24 protein-coding genes are annotated in these 23,673 nt (G+C 32.8%); 2 read left to right on the forward strand and 22 right to left on the reverse strand.

Annotated features, from left to right (window positions below):
• Positions 1-2 precede the first annotated feature (2 nt).
• From potH to RHO11_03020, 4 genes are all read right to left on the reverse strand, one after another.
• On the reverse strand, positions 3-1,187 hold the full coding sequence (gene potH, locus RHO11_03005; protein WVD62114.1) for a putrescine ABC transporter permease PotH: 1,185 nt from the start codon (positions 1,185-1,187) through the stop codon (positions 3-5).
• A 33-nt stretch (positions 1,188-1,220) separates the two neighbouring features.
• Positions 1,221-2,357 carry a putrescine ABC transporter ATP-binding subunit PotG gene (potG, locus tag RHO11_03010; protein WVD62115.1) on the reverse strand — a complete coding sequence of 379 codons (1,137 nt, stop codon included), beginning with the start codon at positions 2,355-2,357 and terminating at the stop codon, positions 1,221-1,223.
• Positions 2,358-2,450: 93 nt separating this feature from the next.
• Positions 2,451-3,584: an extracellular solute-binding protein gene (locus RHO11_03015; protein WVD62116.1), complete on the reverse strand. Its 1,134-nt coding sequence runs from the start codon at positions 3,582-3,584 to the stop codon at positions 2,451-2,453.
• A gap of 347 nt (positions 3,585-3,931) precedes the next feature.
• On the reverse strand, positions 3,932-4,432 hold the full coding sequence (locus tag RHO11_03020; GenBank protein WVD62117.1) for a YbjN domain-containing protein: 501 nt from the start codon (positions 4,430-4,432) through the stop codon (positions 3,932-3,934).
• Between the two features lie 264 nt (positions 4,433-4,696).
• On the opposite strand from RHO11_03020, the gene RHO11_03025 reads away from it, so the two are divergent.
• Positions 4,697-4,969 (forward strand): GrxA family glutaredoxin, encoded by a 273-nt coding sequence (locus RHO11_03025; protein WVD62118.1) that lies wholly within the window; start codon positions 4,697-4,699, stop codon positions 4,967-4,969.
• Between the two features lie 43 nt (positions 4,970-5,012).
• Here RHO11_03025 and tsaB read toward each other — a convergent pair whose 3' ends face one another.
• The 9 genes from tsaB to RHO11_03070 all read right to left on the reverse strand — a co-directional run bounded on the left by tsaB (position 5,013) and on the right by RHO11_03070 (position 14,548).
• The gene (gene tsaB, locus RHO11_03030; protein ID WVD62119.1) at positions 5,013-5,708 is read right to left on the reverse strand and encodes a tRNA (adenosine(37)-N6)-threonylcarbamoyltransferase complex dimerization subunit type 1 TsaB; all 696 of its coding nucleotides are present in this window, start codon (positions 5,706-5,708) and stop codon (positions 5,013-5,015) included.
• A gap of 47 nt (positions 5,709-5,755) precedes the next feature.
• Positions 5,756-7,660, reverse strand: a complete 1,905-nt coding sequence (locus RHO11_03035) for an ATP-dependent DNA helicase (protein ID WVD62120.1) — start codon at positions 7,658-7,660, stop codon at positions 5,756-5,758.
• A gap of 103 nt (positions 7,661-7,763) precedes the next feature.
• Positions 7,764-8,450, reverse strand: a complete 687-nt coding sequence (locus RHO11_03040) for a metallophosphoesterase family protein (protein WVD62121.1) — start codon at positions 8,448-8,450, stop codon at positions 7,764-7,766.
• Complete coding sequence (locus tag RHO11_03045) at positions 8,444-9,394, reverse strand: ATP-grasp domain-containing protein (protein ID WVD62122.1); 951 nt, start codon at positions 9,392-9,394, stop codon at positions 8,444-8,446. Before RHO11_03045 ends, RHO11_03040 begins: the two co-directional genes overlap by 7 nt.
• On the reverse strand, positions 9,391-10,236 hold the full coding sequence (locus RHO11_03050; GenBank protein ID WVD62123.1) for an NAD(P)-dependent oxidoreductase: 846 nt from the start codon (positions 10,234-10,236) through the stop codon (positions 9,391-9,393). The genes RHO11_03045 and RHO11_03050 overlap by 4 nt, the downstream gene beginning before the upstream one ends.
• 2 nt (positions 10,237-10,238) lie before the next feature.
• The gene (locus RHO11_03055) at positions 10,239-10,937 is read right to left on the reverse strand and encodes a WbqC family protein (GenBank protein WVD62124.1); all 699 of its coding nucleotides are present in this window, start codon (positions 10,935-10,937) and stop codon (positions 10,239-10,241) included.
• A gap of 51 nt (positions 10,938-10,988) precedes the next feature.
• Positions 10,989-12,359: a glycosyltransferase gene (locus tag RHO11_03060; GenBank protein WVD62125.1), complete on the reverse strand. Its 1,371-nt coding sequence runs from the start codon at positions 12,357-12,359 to the stop codon at positions 10,989-10,991.
• The gene (gene rffA / locus RHO11_03065) at positions 12,356-13,489 is read right to left on the reverse strand and encodes a dTDP-4-amino-4,6-dideoxygalactose transaminase (GenBank protein WVD62126.1); all 1,134 of its coding nucleotides are present in this window, start codon (positions 13,487-13,489) and stop codon (positions 12,356-12,358) included. Before rffA ends, RHO11_03060 begins: the two co-directional genes overlap by 4 nt.
• Before the next feature lie 51 nt (positions 13,490-13,540).
• Positions 13,541-14,548: a glycosyltransferase gene (locus RHO11_03070; GenBank protein WVD62127.1), complete on the reverse strand. Its 1,008-nt coding sequence runs from the start codon at positions 14,546-14,548 to the stop codon at positions 13,541-13,543.
• Positions 14,549-14,656: 108 nt separating this feature from the next.
• Here RHO11_03070 and RHO11_03075 point away from each other — a divergent pair, with 108 nt between their 5' ends.
• Positions 14,657-15,670, forward strand: a complete 1,014-nt coding sequence (locus RHO11_03075) for a hypothetical protein (protein WVD62128.1) — start codon at positions 14,657-14,659, stop codon at positions 15,668-15,670.
• Positions 15,671-15,902: 232 nt separating this feature from the next.
• Here the strand turns inward: RHO11_03075 and RHO11_03080 are convergent, their stop codons facing one another.
• The 9 genes from RHO11_03080 to RHO11_03120 form a co-directional block, all read right to left on the reverse strand.
• On the reverse strand, positions 15,903-16,937 hold the full coding sequence (locus tag RHO11_03080) for a glycosyltransferase (protein ID WVD62129.1): 1,035 nt from the start codon (positions 16,935-16,937) through the stop codon (positions 15,903-15,905).
• 37 nt (positions 16,938-16,974) lie between these two features.
• Positions 16,975-18,255 carry a sigma 54-interacting transcriptional regulator gene (locus RHO11_03085; GenBank protein ID WVD62130.1) on the reverse strand — a complete coding sequence of 427 codons (1,281 nt, stop codon included), beginning with the start codon at positions 18,253-18,255 and terminating at the stop codon, positions 16,975-16,977.
• A gap of 11 nt (positions 18,256-18,266) precedes the next feature.
• Positions 18,267-19,274 carry a beta-N-acetylhexosaminidase gene (nagZ, locus tag RHO11_03090; protein ID WVD62131.1) on the reverse strand — a complete coding sequence of 336 codons (1,008 nt, stop codon included), beginning with the start codon at positions 19,272-19,274 and terminating at the stop codon, positions 18,267-18,269.
• Positions 19,275-19,295: 21 nt separating this feature from the next.
• The gene (locus RHO11_03095) at positions 19,296-19,880 is read right to left on the reverse strand and encodes a hypothetical protein (GenBank protein ID WVD62132.1); all 585 of its coding nucleotides are present in this window, start codon (positions 19,878-19,880) and stop codon (positions 19,296-19,298) included.
• A gap of 25 nt (positions 19,881-19,905) precedes the next feature.
• Positions 19,906-20,253, reverse strand: a complete 348-nt coding sequence (locus RHO11_03100) for an HIT domain-containing protein (protein WVD62133.1) — start codon at positions 20,251-20,253, stop codon at positions 19,906-19,908.
• 55 nt (positions 20,254-20,308) lie between these two features.
• Entirely contained in the window at positions 20,309-21,082 is a 774-nt protein-coding gene (locus RHO11_03105; GenBank protein ID WVD62134.1) for a YchF/TatD family DNA exonuclease, read from the reverse strand.
• A 30-nt stretch (positions 21,083-21,112) separates the two neighbouring features.
• Positions 21,113-22,288, reverse strand: a complete 1,176-nt coding sequence (gene lapB, locus RHO11_03110) for a lipopolysaccharide assembly protein LapB (protein ID WVD62135.1) — start codon at positions 22,286-22,288, stop codon at positions 21,113-21,115.
• Between the two features lie 9 nt (positions 22,289-22,297).
• Positions 22,298-22,609 carry a lipopolysaccharide assembly protein LapA domain-containing protein gene (locus RHO11_03115; GenBank protein ID WVD62136.1) on the reverse strand — a complete coding sequence of 104 codons (312 nt, stop codon included), beginning with the start codon at positions 22,607-22,609 and terminating at the stop codon, positions 22,298-22,300.
• A gap of 88 nt (positions 22,610-22,697) precedes the next feature.
• Complete coding sequence (locus RHO11_03120) at positions 22,698-23,417, reverse strand: phosphatase PAP2 family protein (GenBank protein WVD62137.1); 720 nt, start codon at positions 23,415-23,417, stop codon at positions 22,698-22,700.
• Positions 23,418-23,673 lie beyond the last annotated feature (256 nt).

Genomic DNA, 23,673 nt, shown 5'->3' on the forward strand with positions numbered 1-23,673 from the left:
GATTATTTACCCTCCATTTGACTATTTTGGAATTTGTTAAAGTAAAATATTGGCACAATCAATATTAACAACATGACTGATGCTACAGCAGATGCGGCTGGCCAATCACGGTTATTAAAGAACTCGAGCCATAGCTGTTTACCAATCATTAAGGTATCAGAACCACCCAATAACTCAGGGATCACATACTCACCTACAGCAGGAATAAAGACTAACATTCCACCTGCGATAATACCGCTTTTCGTTAATGGCACAATAATTGAGAAAAACGTTTTTAATGGCTTACAACCTAAATCAAGAGCAGCCTCAACCAGCGTTGAATCTATTTTGCTTAATGATGTATAAATTGGTAACACAACAAATGGTAAATAAGAATAAACAATACCAATATAAACCGCTAAGTTAGTATTTAAAATAATTAATGGATCATCAATTATGCCTAACCACATTAGGAAATTATTAAGTAAACCATTATTTTTAAGAATCCCCATCCACGCATAAACACGAATCAAAAATGATGTCCATGATGGTAAAATAACTAATAATAGTAAAATATTTCGTGTTGATGGCTTACATTGTGTGATAGCCCAAGCTAATGGGTAACCAATCAAAATACATAAAAATGTCGAAATACAGGCAATTTTTAATGATTGTAAATACGCATCAACATAGATAGTATCATCAATTAAATTCAGATAATTGCCTAAATTTAATGTGATATTAAATAAGCCATCATCATAACTAATTAGATCCGTATAAGGCGGAATAGCCCTAATCATTTCAGCAAAACTGATCTTAAAGACAATCAAAAATGGTAATAAAAATAACAGTAGCATCCATAAATATGGAATACACGTCACAAATAACCGTCCATAAGAGGTCATAAGATCAGAATCGTCATGTAAACGATTGATCTGTTTAATTGCATAATAGATAGCAAGACAGCCAATAGGAATCAACGTCGGTAGAAAGACGATAAAACCGATAATAATGACCCAATAAGATAGCCTTGTCGCCTTATATTTAGTTAAAAATAACCCAACTAATGAAATCAGTAATCCAAAGACCATCGTGGAGAATAATAAATCCACCGTCGCATATTCGAACGTACCATTGCGAGTGAAGCTAATATAAGCACACAATAGAATGAATATATTAAAAAAAATACAAGATCCAATGACTCTCATTGAGATCCTCCTATTATCAAAAGGAAAAACACACTATTCCGTTAATACAACACAACTATCAACATCCCAACTAAGGTACATATCATCACCCCAAGTCGGCATCCCTTTTCGATAACGGTCTTCATTTTGTAACTGTGCAATAATAATTTGGCCACTATGCAAACGAACATGATAAATAGATAAATCACCTAAGTACGCGATATCAGCGACTTCACCGATAGCAAAATTATAGCCATCTTCAGGTATCTCTTCACATAATCGAATTTTTTCTGGACGCAACGCAACCATTAGCGGAACACCTTCCACAGCAGGTGAATCATAATCGACTTTTAGTGGATGCTTTAAGGTCGGACAGTTAATGACTAAGCCATCTTCCAATGTCTCTTGCAACATACCTTGGAAAATATTAACAGAACCGATAAATTCAGCGCTATAACGGCTATTTGGATGCTCATATAGCTCTTCAGGCTCACCAATTTGTACAAATTGTCCTTTATTCATGATGGCAATTCGTCCAGCCATAGTCATCGCTTCTTCCTGATCATGGGTTACCATTACACAAGTAGCTCCAACTTGTTCTAAAATAGAAACGACTTCTAATTGCATGCGATCACGTAACTGTTTATCAAGCGCACCCATTGGTTCATCTAGCAAAAGAAGTTTTGGTCTTTTTGCTAAGCTACGCGCTAATGCAACACGCTGACGTTGACCACCCGACAATTGATGTGGCTTTCTTTTACCATATTGTTCCATATGAACTAATGCTAACATTTCTCTTACGCGCTGAGCGATCTCACTAGCTGGTAAGTTATCCTGTTTCAGACCAAAGGCAATATTTTGTTCAACAGTCATATGCGGAAATAGTGCATAAGATTGGAACATCATATTAATTGGTCTTTTATAAGGAGGTACAGTGGAAAGATCTTTACCATCCAATATAATACGTCCTGATGTTGGTTGTTCAAAACCAGCTAACATACGTAATAATGTGGACTTACCACTCCCCGAAGCACCTAATAAAGCAAAAATTTCACCTTCATAAATTGTAAGATTAATATCATCAACCGCATAATAATCATCGTTAAATATTTTAGTGAGATTTTTAATCTCCAATAATGGAGTAATCATCTTCTTTTTAGGCTGAACCTGAACTGTTGAGGTATTGTTCATTAACCTTTTTCCTTATAACAACAAGCCAAAAAAAACTAGACGGTAAGATTATAAAAATCTACCGTCTATATATTGTCAGACAAATAGGTTTATCTATTTACCTGTTTTGAATTTCGTCCAAGTACGTGTAATTGTACGCTCAAGTCTAGGGTCTTGAACTTTTAACGTAAATAATTTTTCCATTGTTGCATCGCTTGGATACACAGCTAGATCATTACGTACTTCAGGATTAACAAATCCATCATTTGCAGCTTTATTTGCACTAGCAAATTTTACGTCATTTGTAACTTCAGCTGCAACTTCTGGTCGTAAAATGAAGTTGATAAATTCAAGTGCTTCATCAACATTTTTTGAATCTTTTGGTATTGCAAAAGTATCAAAAAAGACTAAAGCCCCTTCTTTAGGGATAGAATAACCAATGTGTACCCCATTACCTGATTCATTTGCACGATCACGAGCTTGTAAAATATCCCCAGACCAGCCTAAAACGACACAAATATCACCATTCGCTAAATCATTAATATATTGTGATGAGTGGAAATAGCGAATATTTGGTCTTACTTCTGATAATAACTCGTAAGCTGGACCAGTATAGTCTGATGCTTTAGTACTATTCGGGTCTTTACCTAAATACTGTAATGCACTAGCAAAAATTTCAGTCGGCGCATCTAAAAATGCCACACCACAATCTTTGAGTTTTTCCATGTTTTCAGGTTTAAATACTAGTTCCCAACTATCAACTGGTGCGTCAGGACCAAGTCGTTCTCTAACTTTATCAATGTTATAACCGATACCTGTTGTCATCCAAACATAAGGGATAGCATATTTATTATCAGGATCATGCGTTGCCATAAGTTTCATTAAATTAGGGTCAAGATTATCCCAATTCGTCAATTTACTTTTATCTAAAGGTAAATAGATATCCGATTGGATTTGTCTTGCTAAGAAACTATCTGATGGCGATACAACATCAAAACCAGAATAGCCAGCCATGAGTTTTCCTTCTAACACTTCATTAGAATCAAAAACATCATAATTAACTTTAATATTAGTCGCTTTTTCAAATTCTGAAACTGTTGTTGATCCTATTTGACCAGCCCAGTTATATACATTTACATTTCGATCATTAGCAATAGCAGTTTGTGATAACACAACAGATGCGCCTACAACAATGGAAAGTAATTTAATTGAAGATTTGTTTTTTGATTGATTACGTTGAGTAAACATGTGCACCACTCCCTATTGGGTAATAACATGTTAAACACAATGTCTATTGTGGTGATAACGATATATAACCAAACAACAGACACCCAAATTTTGCCTGACACCAGACGAAACCGAGGTAATTGGGTAGATCTAAATAAGATGTATTTAAATGCTACTTTTCTATTACGGTGGCATAACATACTATATTTTTAAGATATGTCCATAGATTAATATATATTATTATCAATTATTTGGCCAAGTGACTATTATTTAACCATAGCTAACTGATAGAGATCAAACCTATGAATATAAAACCTAATTAAACAATAAATTAGCATTAATTACGAGAACACTAATCAACAGCTCTTTTAATGAAATGCTTGAGGCATATGTAAATACGAGCCTTCAGACGTACATTGTTTACTATTAAGTAGTTCCCCATTATAGAGCTCACTAATAATTTGTAAAGACTCTTCTTCAATGCTAGCCAATGTCATGCTGAACTGATTAAAAGTGACTCTCTCAGCAAAATGCATTGAATAGGAAAAAACAATTTTAGGAGGATTGGTATCATTTACATCTAAATAAACTTTAGAAAAAAAGATACTTTGATTAATTTGGCTAAGTTCACTAAGTAATGCCACAATAGCCGACTGCTTAATTTCAGCACTAATAGATATCACTAAAATATCATCAATGAGTTCAATTTTAGCATCATCAACCCCTTCAATTTTTTGCAAATAAGAGAGGTGAAGCGCACTGCATTGTTCACATTGATAAAAATCGACATCAAGACGGTTAAGCCATTGGGCTATAGTTGACATTTCAGATATTGATAACCCAGAAGATAGTTCGGAAATTGGTTTCATAAAAATAATAATAGCAAAGTTTGTAGTTATACTAATAAAAGTACTCTAATAAAGCAATATTATTCATTTTATATTCAAAATCAGTAAATAGATATAATGCTATAAAGTTAAAAATAGTGATCTATTTTTAATAGATAAACTTTTTAATAATGATCGTAATTTATCATTAATAGCTATTTCCTATTTAAAGAAGCTGAATTACTACTTCACTTTTTTAAAAAGTGAAGTATAGTAGTGACGATATTTAAAATAAAGAGGTGTTTAATGTACGCAGTTATTTTTGGGCGACCTGGCTGTCCATATTGTGTTAGAGCAAAAGAGCTAGCTGATAAATTATCGGAAGAGAGAGATGATTTCTCATATCGTTATGTCGATATCCATGCAGAAGGCATTACTAAAGAAGATTTATCTAAAAGTGTAGGAAAACCAGTTGAAACGGTTCCTCAAATCTTCATTGATGAAAAACCAATTGGTGGCTGTACCGACTTTGAAGCATACGCAAAAGAGCATTTAGGTCTGTTTAAAAATCAAGAGTAAAGACTTCTGATTCAGAAAAAAAGAGAATATTTATTCTCTTTTTTTATTTACGCCCAGGTAACTTTTTCCAAGTCACTTCATTTCTTAAATAAGTTGCTTCAACATTTTCAACTAACGTGATTTCACCTTGTTGATATTTTTTTTCAGCAATCATCACCATATCTTGACCATGAGGTAACTGTAATTGCCCATCTTGTAAATTATCGAGCATATTAGGATAGGCTTGCCAACCGGTCCCTGCGTAATAAGTGTTTCGTTTATCAAGCATTATGCTAGATAAATAGTCTGCAACTAATTCTGGCTTTATTACACACTCATCAAGCATAAGCTGACAATCACCATTACCAACACAGTGATAAGCACCTAAATAAACTTCACCCATTCTTGCATCGATAGTACTAATCACTTTAGTTGCCTGATGTTGTCGATAAACACCTTGTGCTAATGTGGCAAGAGTAGAAACTCCAATCAATGGTCTATCGATGCCGAAAGCTAATCCTTGTGCAATACCAATACCAATTCTTACGCCAGTAAAACTTCCTGGACCTTTAGAAAAGGCAATTGCGTCAATCGTAGATAAACTACAATCTGATTGTTGTAATAAACGATCAACCATAGGGAGAATTAATTTGGTATGATCTCGCTGTGATAGTACAAAATCATGGGTGACTTCGTTATTAATAAGCAAACCAACAGAACAAGCTTCTGTTGATGTATCAATCGATAAAATAGTACTCATTGCCGGTCTCTTAACTTAGATAAATAGGTTCATAAAAAAATGTTAGTCTATTTTTGACTCAAAAGAAAATCAGTCACTTTACCAATATCACGCGTACGTGGGGATGGTGGAAGACTACTAGTAAATATAGCACCATACTGGCGCATAACCAATCGATTATCACAAATGATAATTGCACCGCGATCATCATTATGACGGATTAATCGACCGACTCCCTGTTTTAAGGTAATTACAGCCTCAGGAATCTGGATATCATTAAACGGTTCACCGCCTTGCAGTAAACAGTCTTCAATGCGCGCTTTCATTAACGGATCATCTGGTGATGTAAACGGTAGCTTATCAATAATCACACAAGATAAAATATCGCCACGAACATCAATACCTTCCCAAAAGCTACTTGTCGCAATTAATAAAGCATTACCTTCATCAATAAACTGTGTTAATAGCTCACCTTTGCTAGTTTCACCCTGAACTAAAACGGGTAATAATGTGCGTTCTTTAAATAGCTTGGCTAATTCATTCATCATCATATATGAGGTACAAAGGAAAAAACAGCGACCTTTATTCGCCTCAATCACCGGCAATAAGATATCAACTAACTTTTCAGCAGAGTTTGCCTCATTAGGTGAAGGAATATACCGCGGTACACAAAAAATTGTCTGATGTTGATAATCAAATGGGCTATCTAATATCAAAGAAGTCGCATCAGTTAAGCCTAATCTACGCGTAAAGTAATCAAGATTATTATTAACAGACAACGTTGCTGATGTAAAAATCCAAGCTCCCTTCCGCTCTTCCATTAATTCAGTAAATTTGTCAGCAATTGATAATGGTGTCAATGCTAAATTAAAGTGATTCCCGATACACTCATACCAATAACTAAAGCCAGTTACCGTATGATTTAATAAGCGTAATAATAATGCCTGATATTGGTTTACTCTTTCCAAACAATTATCGAGTGTAGAGGAGCGCCCAGTTGCTAATTCGAGAACTTCCTGACAAAACTTTAGGGACTCCTGCAAGTAACCTATCTCTGATTGAACTAATGAGTGCCTTAACAGATCTCGCATATTGCCTTTAATACTGACATTACCAATTACAATCCGCAAATCTTGTGTACATTTTTGTAATTTATCAGCACATTTTTGCAACTGCACAATATCTCGAACCTCAGTACGATAACAAAGTAATATCTCTTTTGCTAAATCAAAAAGTTGCTTACTGGATAACTGTTGCCCAAAATATTGACAAGCCAAATCGGGTAATTGATGAGCCTCATCAAAGACCAGTACATCAGCTTTAGGAATTAATTCACCAAACCCGGTATCTTTAACCACAACGTCAGCTAAAAAGAGATGGTGATTGACAACAACAACATCAGCATTTAATGCTTTGCGCCTTGCTTTTACAACATAACAATCATCATATTGCGGACATTCACTACCTAAACAGTTATCATTAGTACTAGTTAACATAGACCAAATCGGATTATTCTCGGTGACAGTTGTACATTTACTGATATCCCCATCTCGAGTTTTGGTTGTCCATTGACGTACTCGTACCAAATCAGTTTGTACTGTTTTTGCTAACTCTCCGGCGGCTGAATGATGATGAATTAGCTTTTCTAGACATAGATAATTACTACGGCCTTTTAGTAACGCTATTTTTCCCGAGAATTCTAACGCTTTTTTGATGATAGGCAGATCTTTACTGTACAGTTGATCTTGTAGATTTTTAGAACCAGTGGAAATAATGACTTTTTTTTCACTACGTAATGCGGGAACTAAATAAGCAAATGTCTTACCTGTACCTGTTCCAGCTTCAATCACTAATGGACTCGCCTTCTCAATCGCATCACTAATTTTTGCTGCCATCTTCTGTTGAGCTTGTCTAGGCGTAAAGTCTTTTATTGCCTGTGCAAGCAAACCATCTGGAGCAAAATCATCAATCACAACAACACCAATATTTTTTAATTAATTGGCGCTATTATGCCTGAATGTTGGGGAAATGGGAAATGAGAGTCGAAAATTATCAGTTAACATCTAGATTATCACTTTAGCAAGCCGTTTTGATATTATTGTCGCCTATTCTTAATCCAAAATATAAATTTCTGTAAAAATAATTCGAAAAACCAGCTATCTCCATTTGTTTAGCTGTTTGATCAATATCATACTTAACTCTTTTTAAATAAATACTTTCACCATCAAATAAAGCATAAGCAGCGTTAGGATTACCATCTCTAGGTTGTCCTACCGATCCAGGATTACAGTATAATTTATTTTGTAAAAACAAAATCTTTTGAATATGAGTATGACCAGAAAAGAAAAATCTCTGAGGGTACTCCATAAAGTAATTTTCATTGATCTCAGCTAAATACTCATCCAAAAAATTACTCCACCCACCATGCACACAAGAAATAGTTTCTGTGTCATATTTTAATAACGATTGCTTTAACCATCCAATATTCTCTGGTTTCAAAATTTTCCGCTGATAATCCAAACAAGCATTAGCTGAATTTGATCTAGAACACTTTGTATTAGTAATGATATAGTTATCATGGTTACCTAAAATATTTATTACTTTTTTAGATATTAACGCTTCTATACATTGGTTTGGCTCAGCATAATATCCACAAACATCACCTAATGAAATAATTTGTTTGACATTATAGTTATCTAAATCATCAAAAACAGCTGACAATGCTGGATAATTACCATGTATATCTGAGATAAATGCTAGCATATCATATCCTTAATATAGCGAATGGCTTTTCCTTTAATTACTTCAACATTATATGGTTCATTATGATAAAGATAGTATTCTATACACATACGAGCCTCATTATACCCAAAGGCTTCTCGAATAGAGGTTGAAGAAGATATTCGTGGATTAATCTCTAGTAATAGGTATTGTCCATCATGTTTTCTAAATTGAAAATTAGTAGGGCCCGATGGCTTAAATAATCGTGTTAACTTAGTTATTTCGATTAATAAGTCGTTATCAAATATAACTTCAGCTTTAGCCGTTGCCCCTTCACCACTAAGCTTTCTTTTAAATATTATACTATTCTTATATTGCCCATTCCCCAATCCAAAAATACTGGCCGTATATTCATGATCGTTATCACCAACTATTTGCTGAACCATAAAGTTATCGCCAATTTTCTTGCGCCAGTAACAAAGATCTTCTTCATTTTCAATTTTTACTATTCCTTTCGAAGCATAGGATCTGCGTGGTTTTAAAAGAAAGGGAGAACCTAATTGTTTGACAAATAGCTCATAGTTACCATCGATATATGAAGGTATCGCGTTAATATTGTTCTTCATTAACGCCAGGTACGTTAAATATTTATCTTGAGTAATATGATGAATATCTTTATTAGGAAGAACAAACTTCACTGCATGTTCTGCAAATAATGGTTGAATGGCTAACATTCTACTAATATCTTGTTCTATACATGGAATCACTAAATCAATTTCATATTGTTTTATCACCTCTTGCAAAAACTGAGGGTACTCTTCAGAAGATGCAGGCTTTGCCTGTACAAATTGATCACACCAGTATTGTCCTACCGCATCTGAATAGATATCCATACCTACAATTAAAATATGTTTATCATAGTTTCGAATAGAATTGATGACGCCATAGCCAATAATAGCCCCGACACCTGTAACTAAAACTCTCATTCTTTTCCTCTTATAATATATTTGATACCATCCGATAACTGAATTCTATCATTATAATCTATGACTAAGTCTATTAAGTTTTCCTTAGGGATATAGACACTTTTTATATTGGTTTGATCCTTATCAAACGTTATATTATGCTTAAGATTCAATTCATTAAAGATCATAGCTGCAATCTCTGAAACTGAATATGATTTATCACCTAAGGCATTATAAGTACCAGTGACCGTCGATGTTATGAGTCTTTTTAAAATATTAATAACATCATTAATATGTATAAAATTACGGCTAACATCCTTACTTCCCCACAGCACAAATTTTTTTTCTTTTTGTATCTGCTTTATCATATTATATAAAAATGGTTGATGCTTACTACAGTAACCTTTAGTATCATAAATTTGAGTAAATCTAATAGCAATAAACTCGATATTATGTAACTTAGATAAAAACTTAAAATTTTCTTCGCCATGCTTTTTTGATAGACCATATGACCCAAAATACTCATTTTCAATATGCTCCAAACAAAATATAGATGATAAATGAATTAATCGCTTTACTTTTAATTCTCTTATTAACCTCATAATAGTAAACGAACTCAGGCTATTAATTTTTTCATTAATATAAGCCCCCTCATCATTATCAGGACTAAAAGAGGCTATAAAATTAATTGCAATATCAGCATAATGTGCATTTTTTATATGATATGTTTCTGCTTCTAGATCTATTTGTATATCCGATTCATGACTAGAACTGACCCGAATGAATTCATATTGTTCACCAAGGCAGCTCGATAAACTTTGAGCTACAATAGAATTTGAGCCAATTAATAAAACTTTTAGCATGACTATTTAACCATTTTCATATAGTTTGCCGCATCAGGGCCACAATTAAAAATGAGATCTAAGATAGTAACGTTATGATCAAATGGAGGATAAAGTTGATTGTATTCAGGATATCCAGAATAATCCATCCATGATAATGTAATATTTTCTTGAGCAAACAAATCAGCATCAATATAATCTCTGGCTGCCGGGCCAGAAATGTATTCAGTGCCATTAGCTTGTTTTACTAAATCCACAAGTCTTTCTGTTTTTCCTGATATTAGCTGATAATCAGTTGATAGAGATAATTTAGTTGTAATGCCTAAAATTTCATTAATTGCTTTAATAAATTTATAATTAACCTCACAAAGATATTTTTCTTCTTTATTTAAAAATAAATCTTCAAATAGTAATTTATAATCACCAAAATACTGAGATTTTTTATAATATTGCTTTATGATGTTCCAATGTTTTAAATTCCAACTATTATCACTTATTATTGTATCTTTAATCTGTTGATTACTATTTTGAAAACCCTTACTGTACACAGGAATTGTTAACCAACGACTCCCTTCATTTACTTTTATTTTATTTCTGTTACGCCAGTCGTTTTTAGTATATTGCATTTCGTCATAAAATATAAATTCATCAACCATCGCAATTAGATCAAAATAGCCTTTCCAAGGAATATAATTTGATTGCAGTATTGCTATTTTTTTCATAAAACTCGCCCCATAACCTATTTATTTTTAAATAATATATTTCAATTTTGATTAAAAATTCATCATATCAAATATTTTTTGTACCGACCTTTTGCCTTCAAATGTTTCTAAAAAATATTGATAATTCGCCGCTGTGATCAATTCACGTTCTTTCTCATTATGTAACAAATAACTAATCGCTTTCTCCATCTCATTTACGTCTTCAAACATATATTCATAATCTGGTGGAAGATACTCATGAAATGAGAACTCAGGACGGTTTTTATTAATCTTAATCACATTAGGAACTTTCAAACTCATTAAATCAACATGAGTTAATGCCGAGGATACAGGAAAACTATCAATAAAAAGATCACAGCATCTAAATAACAGCTTATACTCAGTTGTAAAGGGTAAAAATACTATTTTTTTTAATAACTCTGAATTATCGAATATTCTATTTAAAATCGCTTGCTGCGCTTCATTAAATTGACTAATCACGACATGGTATAGATTGTCTTCTTTAATCAACAACCTTTTTATTAGTTGAAAATAAGGGGATTCATTACCATCAAATAGCTTATATGAAGCACACCCAGTCATAGTACACATAGCGGTATTAGGGATTCCGATTTTTTTTCGCGTCTCTCTTATTAGCTTACTATTAAATATCGGTATATTTTCCTCTTTTAAATAAGGAAGACCAATAATTTTTGTGTTGCTATATCCTCTAAGTTCTTTAGTCATTTGTTCTGTTGTGGCAGTACCTTCAAAAATTAAATCAGCAAATGCCATCCCTAAAGTAGGATAATGCGATGCATGATTCCAAAATAGTACCCTAATATCTGTATACTTTTTTATCATAGCAAGCAAAGCTACGCCAAAAATATCATCCATGTGCAAGAAAGAAATAATAAACATGGGTTTTTGGCTTATAATTTTATTATATGTACTTATTAACTTTTTAATAGCCGATTTGTCACAACTAATTGATTGTTCAATTCCACTAATTTTTATATATTTTGATATTTCTGCTAGTTTTATAGGTGCAGAATCTAAGGAATAATTCATTTTTGTTAGAAACAGAGCAGTTTTATAAGATTCAGGAACTGCTGCAACTAAATTTTTTATGCATTCAGTATGCCCACCTGAATCGTATAACTCTGTCGCTATTAGTAAAACTTTTTGGTTATCTAATTGATTCTTATTTATGGGCAAAACAACATATTTATCGATAAAAGATTGAACCGCTATATCAAAAGATTTTGTATCAAAAACAGTATTTTTTTTATACTCTGAGTAAATTGAGTAAAATTTACTTTTTGTATAAAAAATAGGAAGATATAAGAAATAATAAATAATTAAACCTTCCTTAAGTTTTTTTCTTAAAATTTTGATACCCAATATTTTTAATTGATTTTCCTTATAAGTAATCACTTTCATTGTGCAGCCAAAAATTTTGCAGCATAAGATATAACCATTTCACACATTTGTTCAGTCATACCATGAAATAAAGGTAATCTAACTAATGTGTCACTAATATGGTTTGTATGCTCCATGTTACCAATCGATCGACCTAATTTTTTACCAGCAGGTGATGAATGCAGAGGAATATAATGAAATACGCAGGTAATGCCATGTTCTTTCATATAAGAAATAAAATTTGCTCGAGTCTCTATATTATTGAATCTTAAATAATACATATGTGCATTATGTTGGCAATAATTGGGAATGAATGGCCTTTTAATAATACCTTTGCTTTCAAAAGTTTCAAAAGAACAATGATAACGATTCCAAATAAGCATTCGCTTATTATTTATTGCATCGACTTGCTGCAATTGAGGGTATAAATACGCAGCAATCAGATCGCTTGGCAAATATGATGAACCAAGTTCAACCCAAGTGTATTTATCAACTTGCCCCCTGAAAAATTTACTACGATTTGTTCCCTTTTCCCTAATAATTTCAGCAGCCTCAATATGTTCAGATCGATTAATGATTAATGCACCACCTTCTCCACTAGAAATATTCTTTGTTTCATGAAAAGAAAAACAACCAAGATCAGCAATTGCCCCACATTTTTTTCCTTTATAAGCGCTTCCTACTGCCTGAGCAGCATCTTCGACAACAGGAATAGAATATCTTGCTGCAATATCTAAAATTGCATCCATATTACAAGCCACTCCAGCATAGTGGACTGGTACAATTGCTTTAGTTTTATTTGTAATCGCAGCTTCAAGATAAGTCTCATCGAAATTAAGAGTATCTTCTTTAATATCAATAAAGACAAGTTTTGCACCTCTTAACGCAAAAGCACTTGCAGTAGTTACAAAAGTATAAGATGGGCAAATAACTTCATCTCCTGGTTTGATCTTCAGTAATAAAGCAGCCATTTCTAATGCAGCAGTACCAGAATGAACCAGAAGAGATTTTGGTGAATTTGTATAAGACTCTAATAAATTATTACATTTTTTAGTATAAATACCATCGCCACTGATATGCTTACTGTTAATCGCATCTTCGATAAATCCAAATTCAGTGCCTAAAAAAGGGGCTTCATTAAAATTAATCATATTTTACATACCTTGTTAAAATAATTATTCATTATTATATTATCAATATTTTTATCTCATCTTAGCACAAAAATACTGTAGATAGCTCCAGAATCCTTGTAGACATTTTCTTTGGTGAATTTGATGTTTAGCTTGATAACGCAATAAACTCGTTGAATGTGCTTTTAGCAATGAATCACGTTTCCATGGGGAGTTATTCTTAGCTACCAGAAAATATTCAGAAATAGGGTATTGTGCCCATATATGCCAAGGTTTTGTCGGACCAATATAATGAATAAATACAGTTTTATCGAGAATATGATGGGGATAGATGCTATTTTTTTCACATTGCAATTCAAAATTAATGCTTGTTTGAGTATTATAATCACCTTCAAGAAAAATAATCTCTTTACATAAAAGGATATTCAATACATCTTGGTCAGGAAATTTAAGTTTTTTTTGTACCTCAGGATCTAAAAGCATTTTCATTGATTCTTCAGTAATGTTACGTTCCGTCCAGTTTTTTAAATTTACTAACATTACGCCAGAATTGAAATACCCATTTGATATCTCAGGAACACCGAAAATATTAGCTCTTTCATTCCAAAAATGACTATCACCATCTTTCACAACCGCAGCAAAGCGATTATCTAAATTGAGGTTTACAAGTTTTTGTATCGAATTCTTACAAATAATATCAGCATCTAAATAAAGCATTCGCTCTTGATGAGTCCCAATAATATCACATGCAATAAAACGAAAATACATAGCATATGACCAATTTTTAGTACTAGGTAAGATTTTTAATTCATCACAAGCAACTAAATATACAAAGATTTCACAATTATATTGCGAGGATAATTGTTCAATTTTAGTTTTATAATCTTCATCAATATAGTCAGTGAAAATATGAAAACAAAAACTAATATCCGAATTATTCATGAGTAACGAGGTCATGGAGATCATGCTACCAAATAGAAAATTTTGATCCACCCCATAGGCAACGTTAAATACACTTTGTCTGTTATTTACACCTACATGATAAGTATCTTTTATCACTTTTTTCTGTTCAAAAAACATTTAACGATTCCATAACCAAAATTATCCTCTATTTTATAACTTTTTTTTTAAAAAATATAACATTAATCATGTATAATCCAAAACTAATCTCATCTTATTGGATTGGCTATGACAATTTATTTTGCTGAATGGAACGCTGAATATGAAAAGCTAATGTTTAGCTTACTTAAATCAAAAAATAAATATAATATTATTGTTTTAAATAAAGTGATGAAGCATTTTAGGCGCCATAACTTAAAATTAAAACAAAAAAATATCAGTAATAAGTGGTTTGTAAAAATTCACCAATTCTTTAAATTAAGAAATATAAAACCAGATGATATAATCGTTTGCAATGGGTTTAGTATTTCAGGGTTTATTGACTTAGTCAAAGATCTTAATTGTAAAAAAATACTTATTCTTAGAGATACTATTGATGTTGTGGAAGATAGTATGAAAAATAAGAAACACTGGTTAGATAAAGACAAATCGTATATTGATGAAATTATACCCTATTTTAATAAGGTATATAGTTTTGATTTGGATGACTGTCAAAAGTATAATTTTCTATATTTGGAACAATTTTTACCTTTTACTTATTCAGACATTCAGAAAATAAGAGATGAATTTTCACAAAAAGTCAGAACATCATTGACCTGCTTCTTTGTGGGCGAGTTTTGGCCAAACAGAGAATCGATTATCAATCAACTAACACCAGTTTTACATGCAAATAATTGTCAAACCGATTTTTATTTAGTCCACTATAATAAGCAACAAGATAATTACCCATCAGAACATAATAATTACCAACAAACGCCATTAACCTATCAAGAAAATATTCAGAAATCGATGGATGCTGATATTATCTTGGAGATAAACCACACTGGACAATCAGGCTTATCTTTACGGACAATAGAGGCAATTCTACTTAATAAAAAACTCATTACAACAAATAAAGCTGTTAAAAATTACGAATTTTATACCCCAGAACAAATTTTTATTTTAGAAAACAACTATCATGAGCTTCCTGCATTTCTTATGACTCAGTTTGAACCAATTAATATAGAAAAATTATATAAATATACCTCTGATGGTATGATAAATAATATCATTAATGGATATAAGATAGAAAATTTACTATAAAAAATTTAGGACAATTTTTTCTATACATTTTTTAGAAGAACAAACTAATTTTAATCTATAATATTTTTTACTTAATTTTGCTATAATTTGACGTAGATTCTTAGCTCTTTTAATTAAAATCAAATACTCTTTTTACTATTCATAAAAGAAAAAACATAAAGTGACTACTTATTTTTCTATTTAATAAAAATAAGTAGTTACAATAAAATAATTCATTCTAATTCAAATCACTTTAATCAACCAAATTTAAAATTTGTTGAATATGATTTTTTATAGATACGTCATAATGAATATATTGAACTAAATCAGTATATTCTTTCCTATCAAATCGTATAATATTTTCAATCGCTAACATTAAGCTAGTGTAATCTTGAGGAATAAAAGTCTGTTTAGCAGGAGCATCAATCACCTCACATGATCCAATATTATTGGCAAATACAATAGGTGTTCCACATAATACAGATTCAATACCAACTAGACCAAAAGGTTCATATGTAGAGGCCAGTATTGTCGCATCAACAGCTTGATAAAGCTTTTCTATCTTATTTGACCATGGTAATGTTTTAATATTCCGTCCCGAAACTGGTTTGCCTAAAATCACTAATTCAATGGGTAAATCTGTTTCAGTAAAAAATTTATACAAAAAAGGTAATCCTTTTCTCTCATGGCTTCCTGAAGGAAATAAAAAATAATATTTATCGTCTTTAAACCCAAATTCTTCACGAAGTTGATTACGTTCTTTATAATTAATTGTTCTGAATTTGATATTATCAGAAGGTGGATAAATTAATTTAATTTTAGATTCATCGACATGATAAAATTGAATTAATTCATCTTTCATCAATTGTGAATGAGCAACAATATATTTTGCATTTTTACATTGTTCTTTTTCTAATCTAATTTGTAGTTTATCCGATATTTTGGTTTTTTTATTCATCGCTTTAATAAAACCAATGTGTGTACCACCACAGATCATAATATCGGGAGAACTTATTCGACTACAGCCAATCAATAAATCTATTTTATTGGATTTTCTATACTGATTAATTCGCCATGAAAAAAATAGATCACGTAACTTACCCGGAATAAACTTAACATTAATTTTTTTAATATTAAACTCAGCCAAATGCGGTAAGTTATTATCAACTTGTCGTGTAATCACCGTGGGAGGAAAGCCTAAATCATAAAAACCATAAATTAATTCATATGCATAACGTTCCATACCTCCGCTAACACCAAACTTACTACAAGAAATAACAACTTTCACAAACAAACCTCACATTAAGACTTTTTATAATTTATTGTTACTTCCCAATCCCATATTCTCGCAATTTATTCGCAATTGCAGTATGAGAGATCCCCAATCGTTTTGATAATTTTCGTGAGCTTGGGTAAGTTTGGTAAAGATGATTTAAGATCGATTTTTCAAACTGCTTAGTCATATCATCTAATGTTTTACCTTCCATATCATCACTCAACATATAGGAAGATGCCACTTGAGTAGATGGTAACTGAATATCTTTTGCAGTCAGTTCATTGCCATTTAGTTGAGCTAGCGCAGAATATAAAATATTTTTTAGTTCTCGCACATTACCCGGCCAATCATAATTGAGTAATAGTAACTGTGCATCTAACATTAATATAGGCGCAATAATACCCTGTTTATCTGCAAACTCATTGATAAAATAGTTTGCTAAATCAATGATATCTTCTTTACGCTCATTCAATAGTGGCATATGAAGCGGTAAAACATTAAGACGATAGTAAAGATCTTCTCTAAATTTACCTTGTTTCACTAAAGAAAATAGATCGGCTTTAGTTGCACAAATCACTCTAACATCGACACTCACTTCGTTATCATCACCAACACGTCGAAACGAGCCGTCATTAATAAAACGAACTAATTTTGTTTGCATTCTAAAGGACATTTCATCAATGCCATCAAGCAATACTGAGCCACCATTAGCTTGTTCAAAAAACCCTTTTTTACCATCGATAGCTCCGGGGTAAGCACCAGGAGCATGGCCATATAACTCACTTTCAACAACCTCATCAGGCATCGCAGCACAATTTAGGCCTAAAAAGACTTGATCGCCTCTTTGGCTATATTGATGACAAGCTAACGCAAGTAGATCTTTACCCGTTCCAGTTGCACCAGAAATTAATAATGGTTCTTTCTGCTTTGAAAACGATTTTGCTTGTTTAATCAATTTTTGCATAGTCGCGCTATTCGTTGCAAAAACGTTAAACGCTTGTTGATTAGCAATACCTTTTTTGGCCAACCGAGTTTTTAAATAACTAATTGGTTGAATGACAAAAACTAATCGCTCAATATCATCAAATATTTGTAAAAAGTAGTACTGCTGATTAAGAATAATCGTCGTACTTTCAAGTGCAGAGATTGGAATATTAGGATCAAGGTTTAATAATTTATAATAATCAAAGTAATAATTAGCTTGTTTAGTTTGTTGTAATAATTCATCAGGTAAGGATAAGAGCGCTGTACCCGCTTTATTAATTGCTAATAATATTCCGTCATAATCAATTTCAATTATTGCAACAGGTGAATAATTACTTTTTGTCATGATATTCCTACCTATTGGTTTAATGAATACTGCCATTCATCATTAAGTTGATTCAATTTTTTATGACGCAACTGCCACTCATCGCTACTAATTAAGCTTTGATAATCAACGTGTACCGTTGATAATAATGTTTTTGGTTTATCAGTAGTCATGCAATCTAAACTATCCAAAATAGCGAGAGTTCCTTCACGATTATTGCATGCTAATAAAATATCACATCCCGCATTAAGCGCAGCGTTAGCTCGTTCGGTATAATTACCTAGAAAAGCAGCACCTTCCATTGATAAATCGTCAGAAAAAATCACACCAGTAAAATTAAGTTGTGTTTTAAGTACCGTTTTTAACCAAAATGGTGAACCACTTGCTGGCTTATCATTAAATGCCGGATATATAACATGGGCTGGCATTACCGCATCAAGTTTTCCCATTTTTATTAAATCGACAAAAATCTGCATATCATGTCTAATCGCTTGCTGATCTCGATCATCAATTGGCGTCTCTTTATGGGAATCAGCAATTACCGCCCCATGACCAGGAAAATGTTTACCAGTGGTTTTCATACCAGCAGCATGCATACCATCAATCATGGCGCTAGCTACTGTTGTAGCAATAGCGGCATCTTGATGAAACGATCTTGAACCAATTGCTAAACATTGATGTCCTAAATCTAGAACAGGTGCAAAACTTAAATCAATATCAAATGCAATGAGTTCCATTGCTAATAACCAACCCGCATCAAATGCCAGCTGCTTAGCCTCATTAATATCTCGTAATTTAGCATAAGCTTGAGCTGGCGGGATAAGAGTAAAACCTTCTTTAAAACGTTGTACTCGTCCACCTTCATGATCAACGGTAATTAATAAACGTTCAGAGGATACCGCTCTAATTTGTTTAATGAGATCACGTAATTGATGCACATCTTGATAATTACGAGAAAATAAAATAACGCCCGCAACAGCCTCATTTTGTAATAATTTTTTATCTTCATCACAAAGCGTTAAGCCTTGTATATCAATCATCAATGGTCCCATAATCTCTCTCTAATTTACATTTTGGTCATTGACCATCTGATCTGATGAAAACTGCCATACAATCTCACCGGTTTTAGTTAGTAGTAACTCCATCGATACATCTGCAGGTGTATCAGGAAGACTGGCGACGCGATTAATCGTTGTAAATAATACGTAGTCGGCTTTTACTTGTCTGGCCAGTGCAATCATTTTACTACGTGAAACGAGTTCATCATCATTAGCAAGTCCAAGCAGCTGTTTTGCTTGATTAACCGTTTTAGCGTCAATCACCGTGAAAATATTCTGCTGATTAAACGCATTAAAAAGAATATTATTAATGGTTGTTGATGAGATATACTGATCGGTATTATTTTTGCTATCGCTAATTAAAAGCGTATTATTACCACTCACAGCCATTGTCTGTATTAATTCAGCTATCAATGGTGACAACACATTTTTCCAATCAGTCGTTATCAATTTCGGTGGTAACTCGATCACCTTATTGGGTTCATGTTGTATTGGTGCGGCTACCTGCTCAGAACGATCAAACAAATGGCAACCACTCAAAATTAATGACCCCATTATTACCAAAATCGCTTGTTGATACCGTTTCATCTTTTGTACCTTACAATAATAACCATTAACTAATTAATTTACCTAAGTTTTTACCACCTAATAAATGCATATGTAGGTGGAACACCTCTTGCCCTGCATCTTTATTACAGTTCATGATTAAACGATAACCACTCTCATCAATCCCTTCTTGCTGTACAATTTTAGCTGCAACAACAAATAGATGTCCTAATGCTTGTTCATCTTCAGCGGTTACATGATTAACAGTTGGAATAATTTTATTAGGAATAATTAAAATATGTATCGGTGCTTGGGGTGAAATATCTCGAAATGCAGTAACAAGATCATCTTGATAAACTATATCAGCAGGAATTTCACGGCGAATGATTTTACTAAAAATAGTTTCTTGATACATAATAATGCCCTTCTCATCTATTGTATGCTTTTGTATTAATCACAAAAAACACATATTAACATAATCTTACACCAAATAAATGACAAAAATTCTGTGTCGTTTTTTCAGCAATAATCTCAAGCGGTAACTGTTTTAAGACAGCCAAATATTCAGCAACTTCTCTTACATTAGCGGGCTGATTCTCTTTACCACGATAAGGCACTGGCGCTAAATATGGAGAATCAGTTTCAATAAGTAATCGATCAATCGGTACAAAGCGAGCGACTTCACGTAAAGACTCTGCATTTTTAAACGTGACAATACCCGAAAATGAAATATAGAACCCAAGATCTAATAACTGTCTTGCAGTATCAATATCTTCAGTAAAACAGTGTAATACACCAGAATACGCATTTTCAGATTTAATGATTGCCAACGTATCTTGTCTTGCTTGTCTTGTATGTACAATCACTGGTTTTTTAAGTTCTCGGCCTAGTTGAATATGTTGCGCGAAAACCGTTTGTTGTATTTTTATATTATCCTGTTGATAATAATAATCTAAACCAGTTTCGCCTAATGCTACGACATGTTCATCAGTCGCAAGCTGACTAAATAGATTGAAATCAAATGGCTCATCATCCAAATTTAATGGGTGTACGCCACATGATAATGAAATTGTCGGCAAATAAGGTGAAAGCCATTTACGCATTGCTTGATAACCGGACAATGTTGTTGCGACACTTAAACAGTGTTTCACATCTCGCTGCTGCGCTTGGGATATCACATCTTCTATCGTTTTATTATTATAATCTAAACTATCTAAATGGCAGTGTGAATCTACTAAAAACATAACATAACTCTTTTAATATTGAATGAAACATTAACTTGAATGCTGGACAAAATCACGAATAGGTTTAATTGTTGACCATGATCGACATGCAGGACATAACCAATAAATAGAATTAACGGTAAAACCACAACGTTCACAACGGTAGTTAGGTACCGCCTTAATCTGTTCTCCGACCATATTACGTAACAGTAATAAGCTCTCTTTCGCTCGACCATTTTCAGCTTCAGCTAAATGATAATCCATTAAACGATAGAACCCTTTTAAATTTGGATTTTTAACTAACTCGCGATAGATATAATATTGTGCTGACTCGCGCCCAGTCTGTTTTTCAATCATATCTGCCAACATCAATTCTGCAACGCTACCTGAATCAGCATCAACACATTGTTTTAAGAATTTTTTTAATGTCTCTTCTTGATCTAAAAACTGATAACAATCTTTAATAAACGGTAAAGCCTCACCAATGAAAGCTTTATCTTGTACTAAAATTTGTGTCAAGTGTTCAACCGCTTTATCATAATGCCCTTGCGCCATAAGAACACGACCAAACATCAACGATGTTCTAGCACAGTTGGCATCAGCCGAGATTGATTTTTGTAGATAAAAAAGTGATTTGGGTAAATCATCAGCAGCAATCGAAAGTGAGGCTAATTCACAATAAAATTGAGCAATATCTTGGTTATATTTAGATTGACCTAATTTAACAAGTTTGGTCGCAGCCGTAATCGCTTTATTCCATTCACTAGTTGATTGATAGACAACAATAAGCTGTTGCAGTGCATATTGCTGAAAATCCTCTTCATCAATCAGCTGTAAAAACATATCTTCAGCCCGATCATAAAATCCAGCTGTCATATAGTCTCGGCCCAATTGTTGGATAGCCAGCAATCGTTGCTCAAAAGTCAATGATGCGCTCTCCATTAGTGCCTGATGAATGCGAATTGCCCGATCAACCTCGCCCCTTGAGCGGAATAAATTACCCAACGTTAAATGTGCTTCTAACGTTCCGGAATCATCTTTTAGCATATCAAGAAAGAGATCAACCGCTTTATCTTTTTGATTGGAGAGTAAAAAGTTTAGACCATCAACGTATTCGCGTGATAATCGATTTGATTCATTTTGATATTTTTGCTTAGCATTACGCCCACCCATATACCATCCATAGGCGGCTGCAATTGGTAATAACAAAAATAGAAGTTCAAACATAATCGTGGACTATTTTTTATTGATGGTGATAAGTTCATTTTTTTGACGATCGGCAACTTCGTCATCATACATTTTTTGTATTTTCTTTAATTTACGTTGGGTTGCCGTCAATTTCAATTTCATTTTCACAAAAAAGAAACCAGTTAATAACCAACCTAATACAAAACCTGAACCAAATAAAATAGCCAGTAATGTTGATAGACGAAACTCAGATTGAGCCAATAAATAATTAAACATAACGGGTTGATTATTATTCGCGCCCAGAGTTATCGATACAGCAAAAATTACAATCAACAATAAAAAAAGTATCACAAATTTCATTAATGGTTCCTTTCAAGTAGTCTTTTTTATTTACTGTAATACATGTTGTCAATTATATACTAAAGCAGATTAAAGATGTATCGTTAGTTTATTCTTTAATAATCTGCCAGCGACGGGCCAAATAGTACGACAATAGCGCGACAGGCCAAGCAATAATTGCACCGACAATAAGATCAATTGGACGATGCATACCAAGATCTAGCCGACTGATTTCAATCAAAATTACCCAAGCAATGATAATACTAATCACGAAATAGTGCCGTTTAAAATTAAGCAACATTAGAGCCAGAAAAGCCCACGTAGCGGCAAATAAAGTATGACCAGAAGGAAAAGTATACCCTGTCTCGTTACACCAATGTTTATATAGCCAGTGTGGTATTTTAGGTGATTGATAAATATACTCTTTGATAATCTCTTTTCGTTCACTACGCGGTAATGAATAGAAATATTCATCTTGAATACTGTATTCGGCCTCAATCCATAAGACAAATGGTCTAGATTCTGCTGTATAGGTTTTTATAGCCGATTTAACTAATTGACCGACAACCATTGCAATAACTAATACTAAAATTAATTTTACAATTTGTATTTTTGATCTCACTTTTAAAAGCAGCGAGAATAGTAATGTGAAAAATAAGCAAGTTAGTAATGCCCAAGGAACTCCTGCGGTTTCGGTAAGCCAAAATAAATAATGAGAGACTGCATTTAATGATTCAGGCTGCCATTGCCAATTGGTCGTCATCACGATAATTGGAGCGATGAGAAATAGCACAAGCACAAAAAAAGTTTTTTTAATGATAGGTAACATTGCGTATTTTAATCAAAACAAATTGAAAGTTAAATATGTATCGCATGATATCATAGTTGCTAAATACTATGCTTATTTTTTGAAAAATCTAACAAAATAACCAAAATACTTAGTTATTTATTACCTATTTTCGTTAAAATTTTAATGTAGAGTGTTATTCTAGTGTAAAAATAGTGATAGGTGAAAGAACAATTCTTTCACCCTCTGCCACTTCCTTGACTTTCAGTATATAATCACTAGCAATTTATTGATATTA

The sequence above is a fragment of the Orbaceae bacterium BiB genome (assembly GCA_036251205.1).
GTDB classification, from domain to species: Bacteria; Pseudomonadota; Gammaproteobacteria; order Enterobacterales; family Orbaceae; genus Orbus; species Orbus mooreae.

Bases quoted from the DNA above. Each gene is read 5' to 3' on its own strand.
- RHO11_03055 (WVD62124.1), bottom strand. From the start codon at position 10,937: ATGAAAAAAATAGCAATACTGCAATCAAATTATATTCCTTGGAAAGGC.
- rffA (WVD62126.1), bottom strand. From the start codon at position 13,489: ATGATTAATTTTAATGAAGCCCCTTTTTTAGGCACTGAATTTGGATTT.
- RHO11_03045 (WVD62122.1), bottom strand. From the start codon at position 9,394: ATGAGAGTTTTAGTTACAGGTGTCGGGGCTATTATTGGCTATGGCGTC.
- RHO11_03105 (WVD62134.1), bottom strand. From the start codon at position 21,082: ATGTTTTTAGTAGATTCACACTGCCATTTAGATAGTTTAGATTATAAT.
- RHO11_03100 (WVD62133.1), bottom strand. From the start codon at position 20,253: ATGTATCAAGAAACTATTTTTAGTAAAATCATTCGCCGTGAAATTCCT.
- potH (WVD62114.1), bottom strand. From the start codon at position 1,187: ATGAGAGTCATTGGATCTTGTATTTTTTTTAATATATTCATTCTATTG.
- RHO11_03120 (WVD62137.1), bottom strand. From the start codon at position 23,417: ATGTTACCTATCATTAAAAAAACTTTTTTTGTGCTTGTGCTATTTCTC.
- RHO11_03020 (WVD62117.1), bottom strand. From the start codon at position 4,432: ATGAAACCAATTTCCGAACTATCTTCTGGGTTATCAATATCTGAAATG.
- lapB (WVD62135.1), bottom strand. From the start codon at position 22,288: ATGTTTGAACTTCTATTTTTGTTATTACCAATTGCAGCCGCCTATGGA.
- RHO11_03060 (WVD62125.1), bottom strand. From the start codon at position 12,359: ATGAAAGTGATTACTTATAAGGAAAATCAATTAAAAATATTGGGTATC.
- RHO11_03070 (WVD62127.1), bottom strand. From the start codon at position 14,548: ATGTTTTTTGAACAGAAAAAAGTGATAAAAGATACTTATCATGTAGGT.
- nagZ (WVD62131.1), bottom strand. From the start codon at position 19,274: ATGATTGATATACAAGGCTTAACGCTTTGTGATGAAGATAAAAAATTA.
- RHO11_03040 (WVD62121.1), bottom strand. From the start codon at position 8,450: ATGCTAGCATTTATCTCAGATATACATGGTAATTATCCAGCATTGTCA.
- potG (WVD62115.1), bottom strand. From the start codon at position 2,357: ATGAACAATACCTCAACAGTTCAGGTTCAGCCTAAAAAGAAGATGATT.
- RHO11_03050 (WVD62123.1), bottom strand. From the start codon at position 10,236: ATGCTAAAAGTTTTATTAATTGGCTCAAATTCTATTGTAGCTCAAAGT.
- RHO11_03025 (WVD62118.1), top strand. From the start codon at position 4,697: ATGTACGCAGTTATTTTTGGGCGACCTGGCTGTCCATATTGTGTTAGA.
- tsaB (WVD62119.1), bottom strand. From the start codon at position 5,708: ATGAGTACTATTTTATCGATTGATACATCAACAGAAGCTTGTTCTGTT.
- RHO11_03115 (WVD62136.1), bottom strand. From the start codon at position 22,609: ATGAAATTTGTGATACTTTTTTTATTGTTGATTGTAATTTTTGCTGTA.
- RHO11_03015 (WVD62116.1), bottom strand. From the start codon at position 3,584: ATGTTTACTCAACGTAATCAATCAAAAAACAAATCTTCAATTAAATTA.
- RHO11_03095 (WVD62132.1), bottom strand. From the start codon at position 19,880: ATGAAACGGTATCAACAAGCGATTTTGGTAATAATGGGGTCATTAATT.
- RHO11_03085 (WVD62130.1), bottom strand. From the start codon at position 18,255: ATGACAAAAAGTAATTATTCACCTGTTGCAATAATTGAAATTGATTAT.
- RHO11_03075 (WVD62128.1), top strand. From the start codon at position 14,657: ATGACAATTTATTTTGCTGAATGGAACGCTGAATATGAAAAGCTAATG.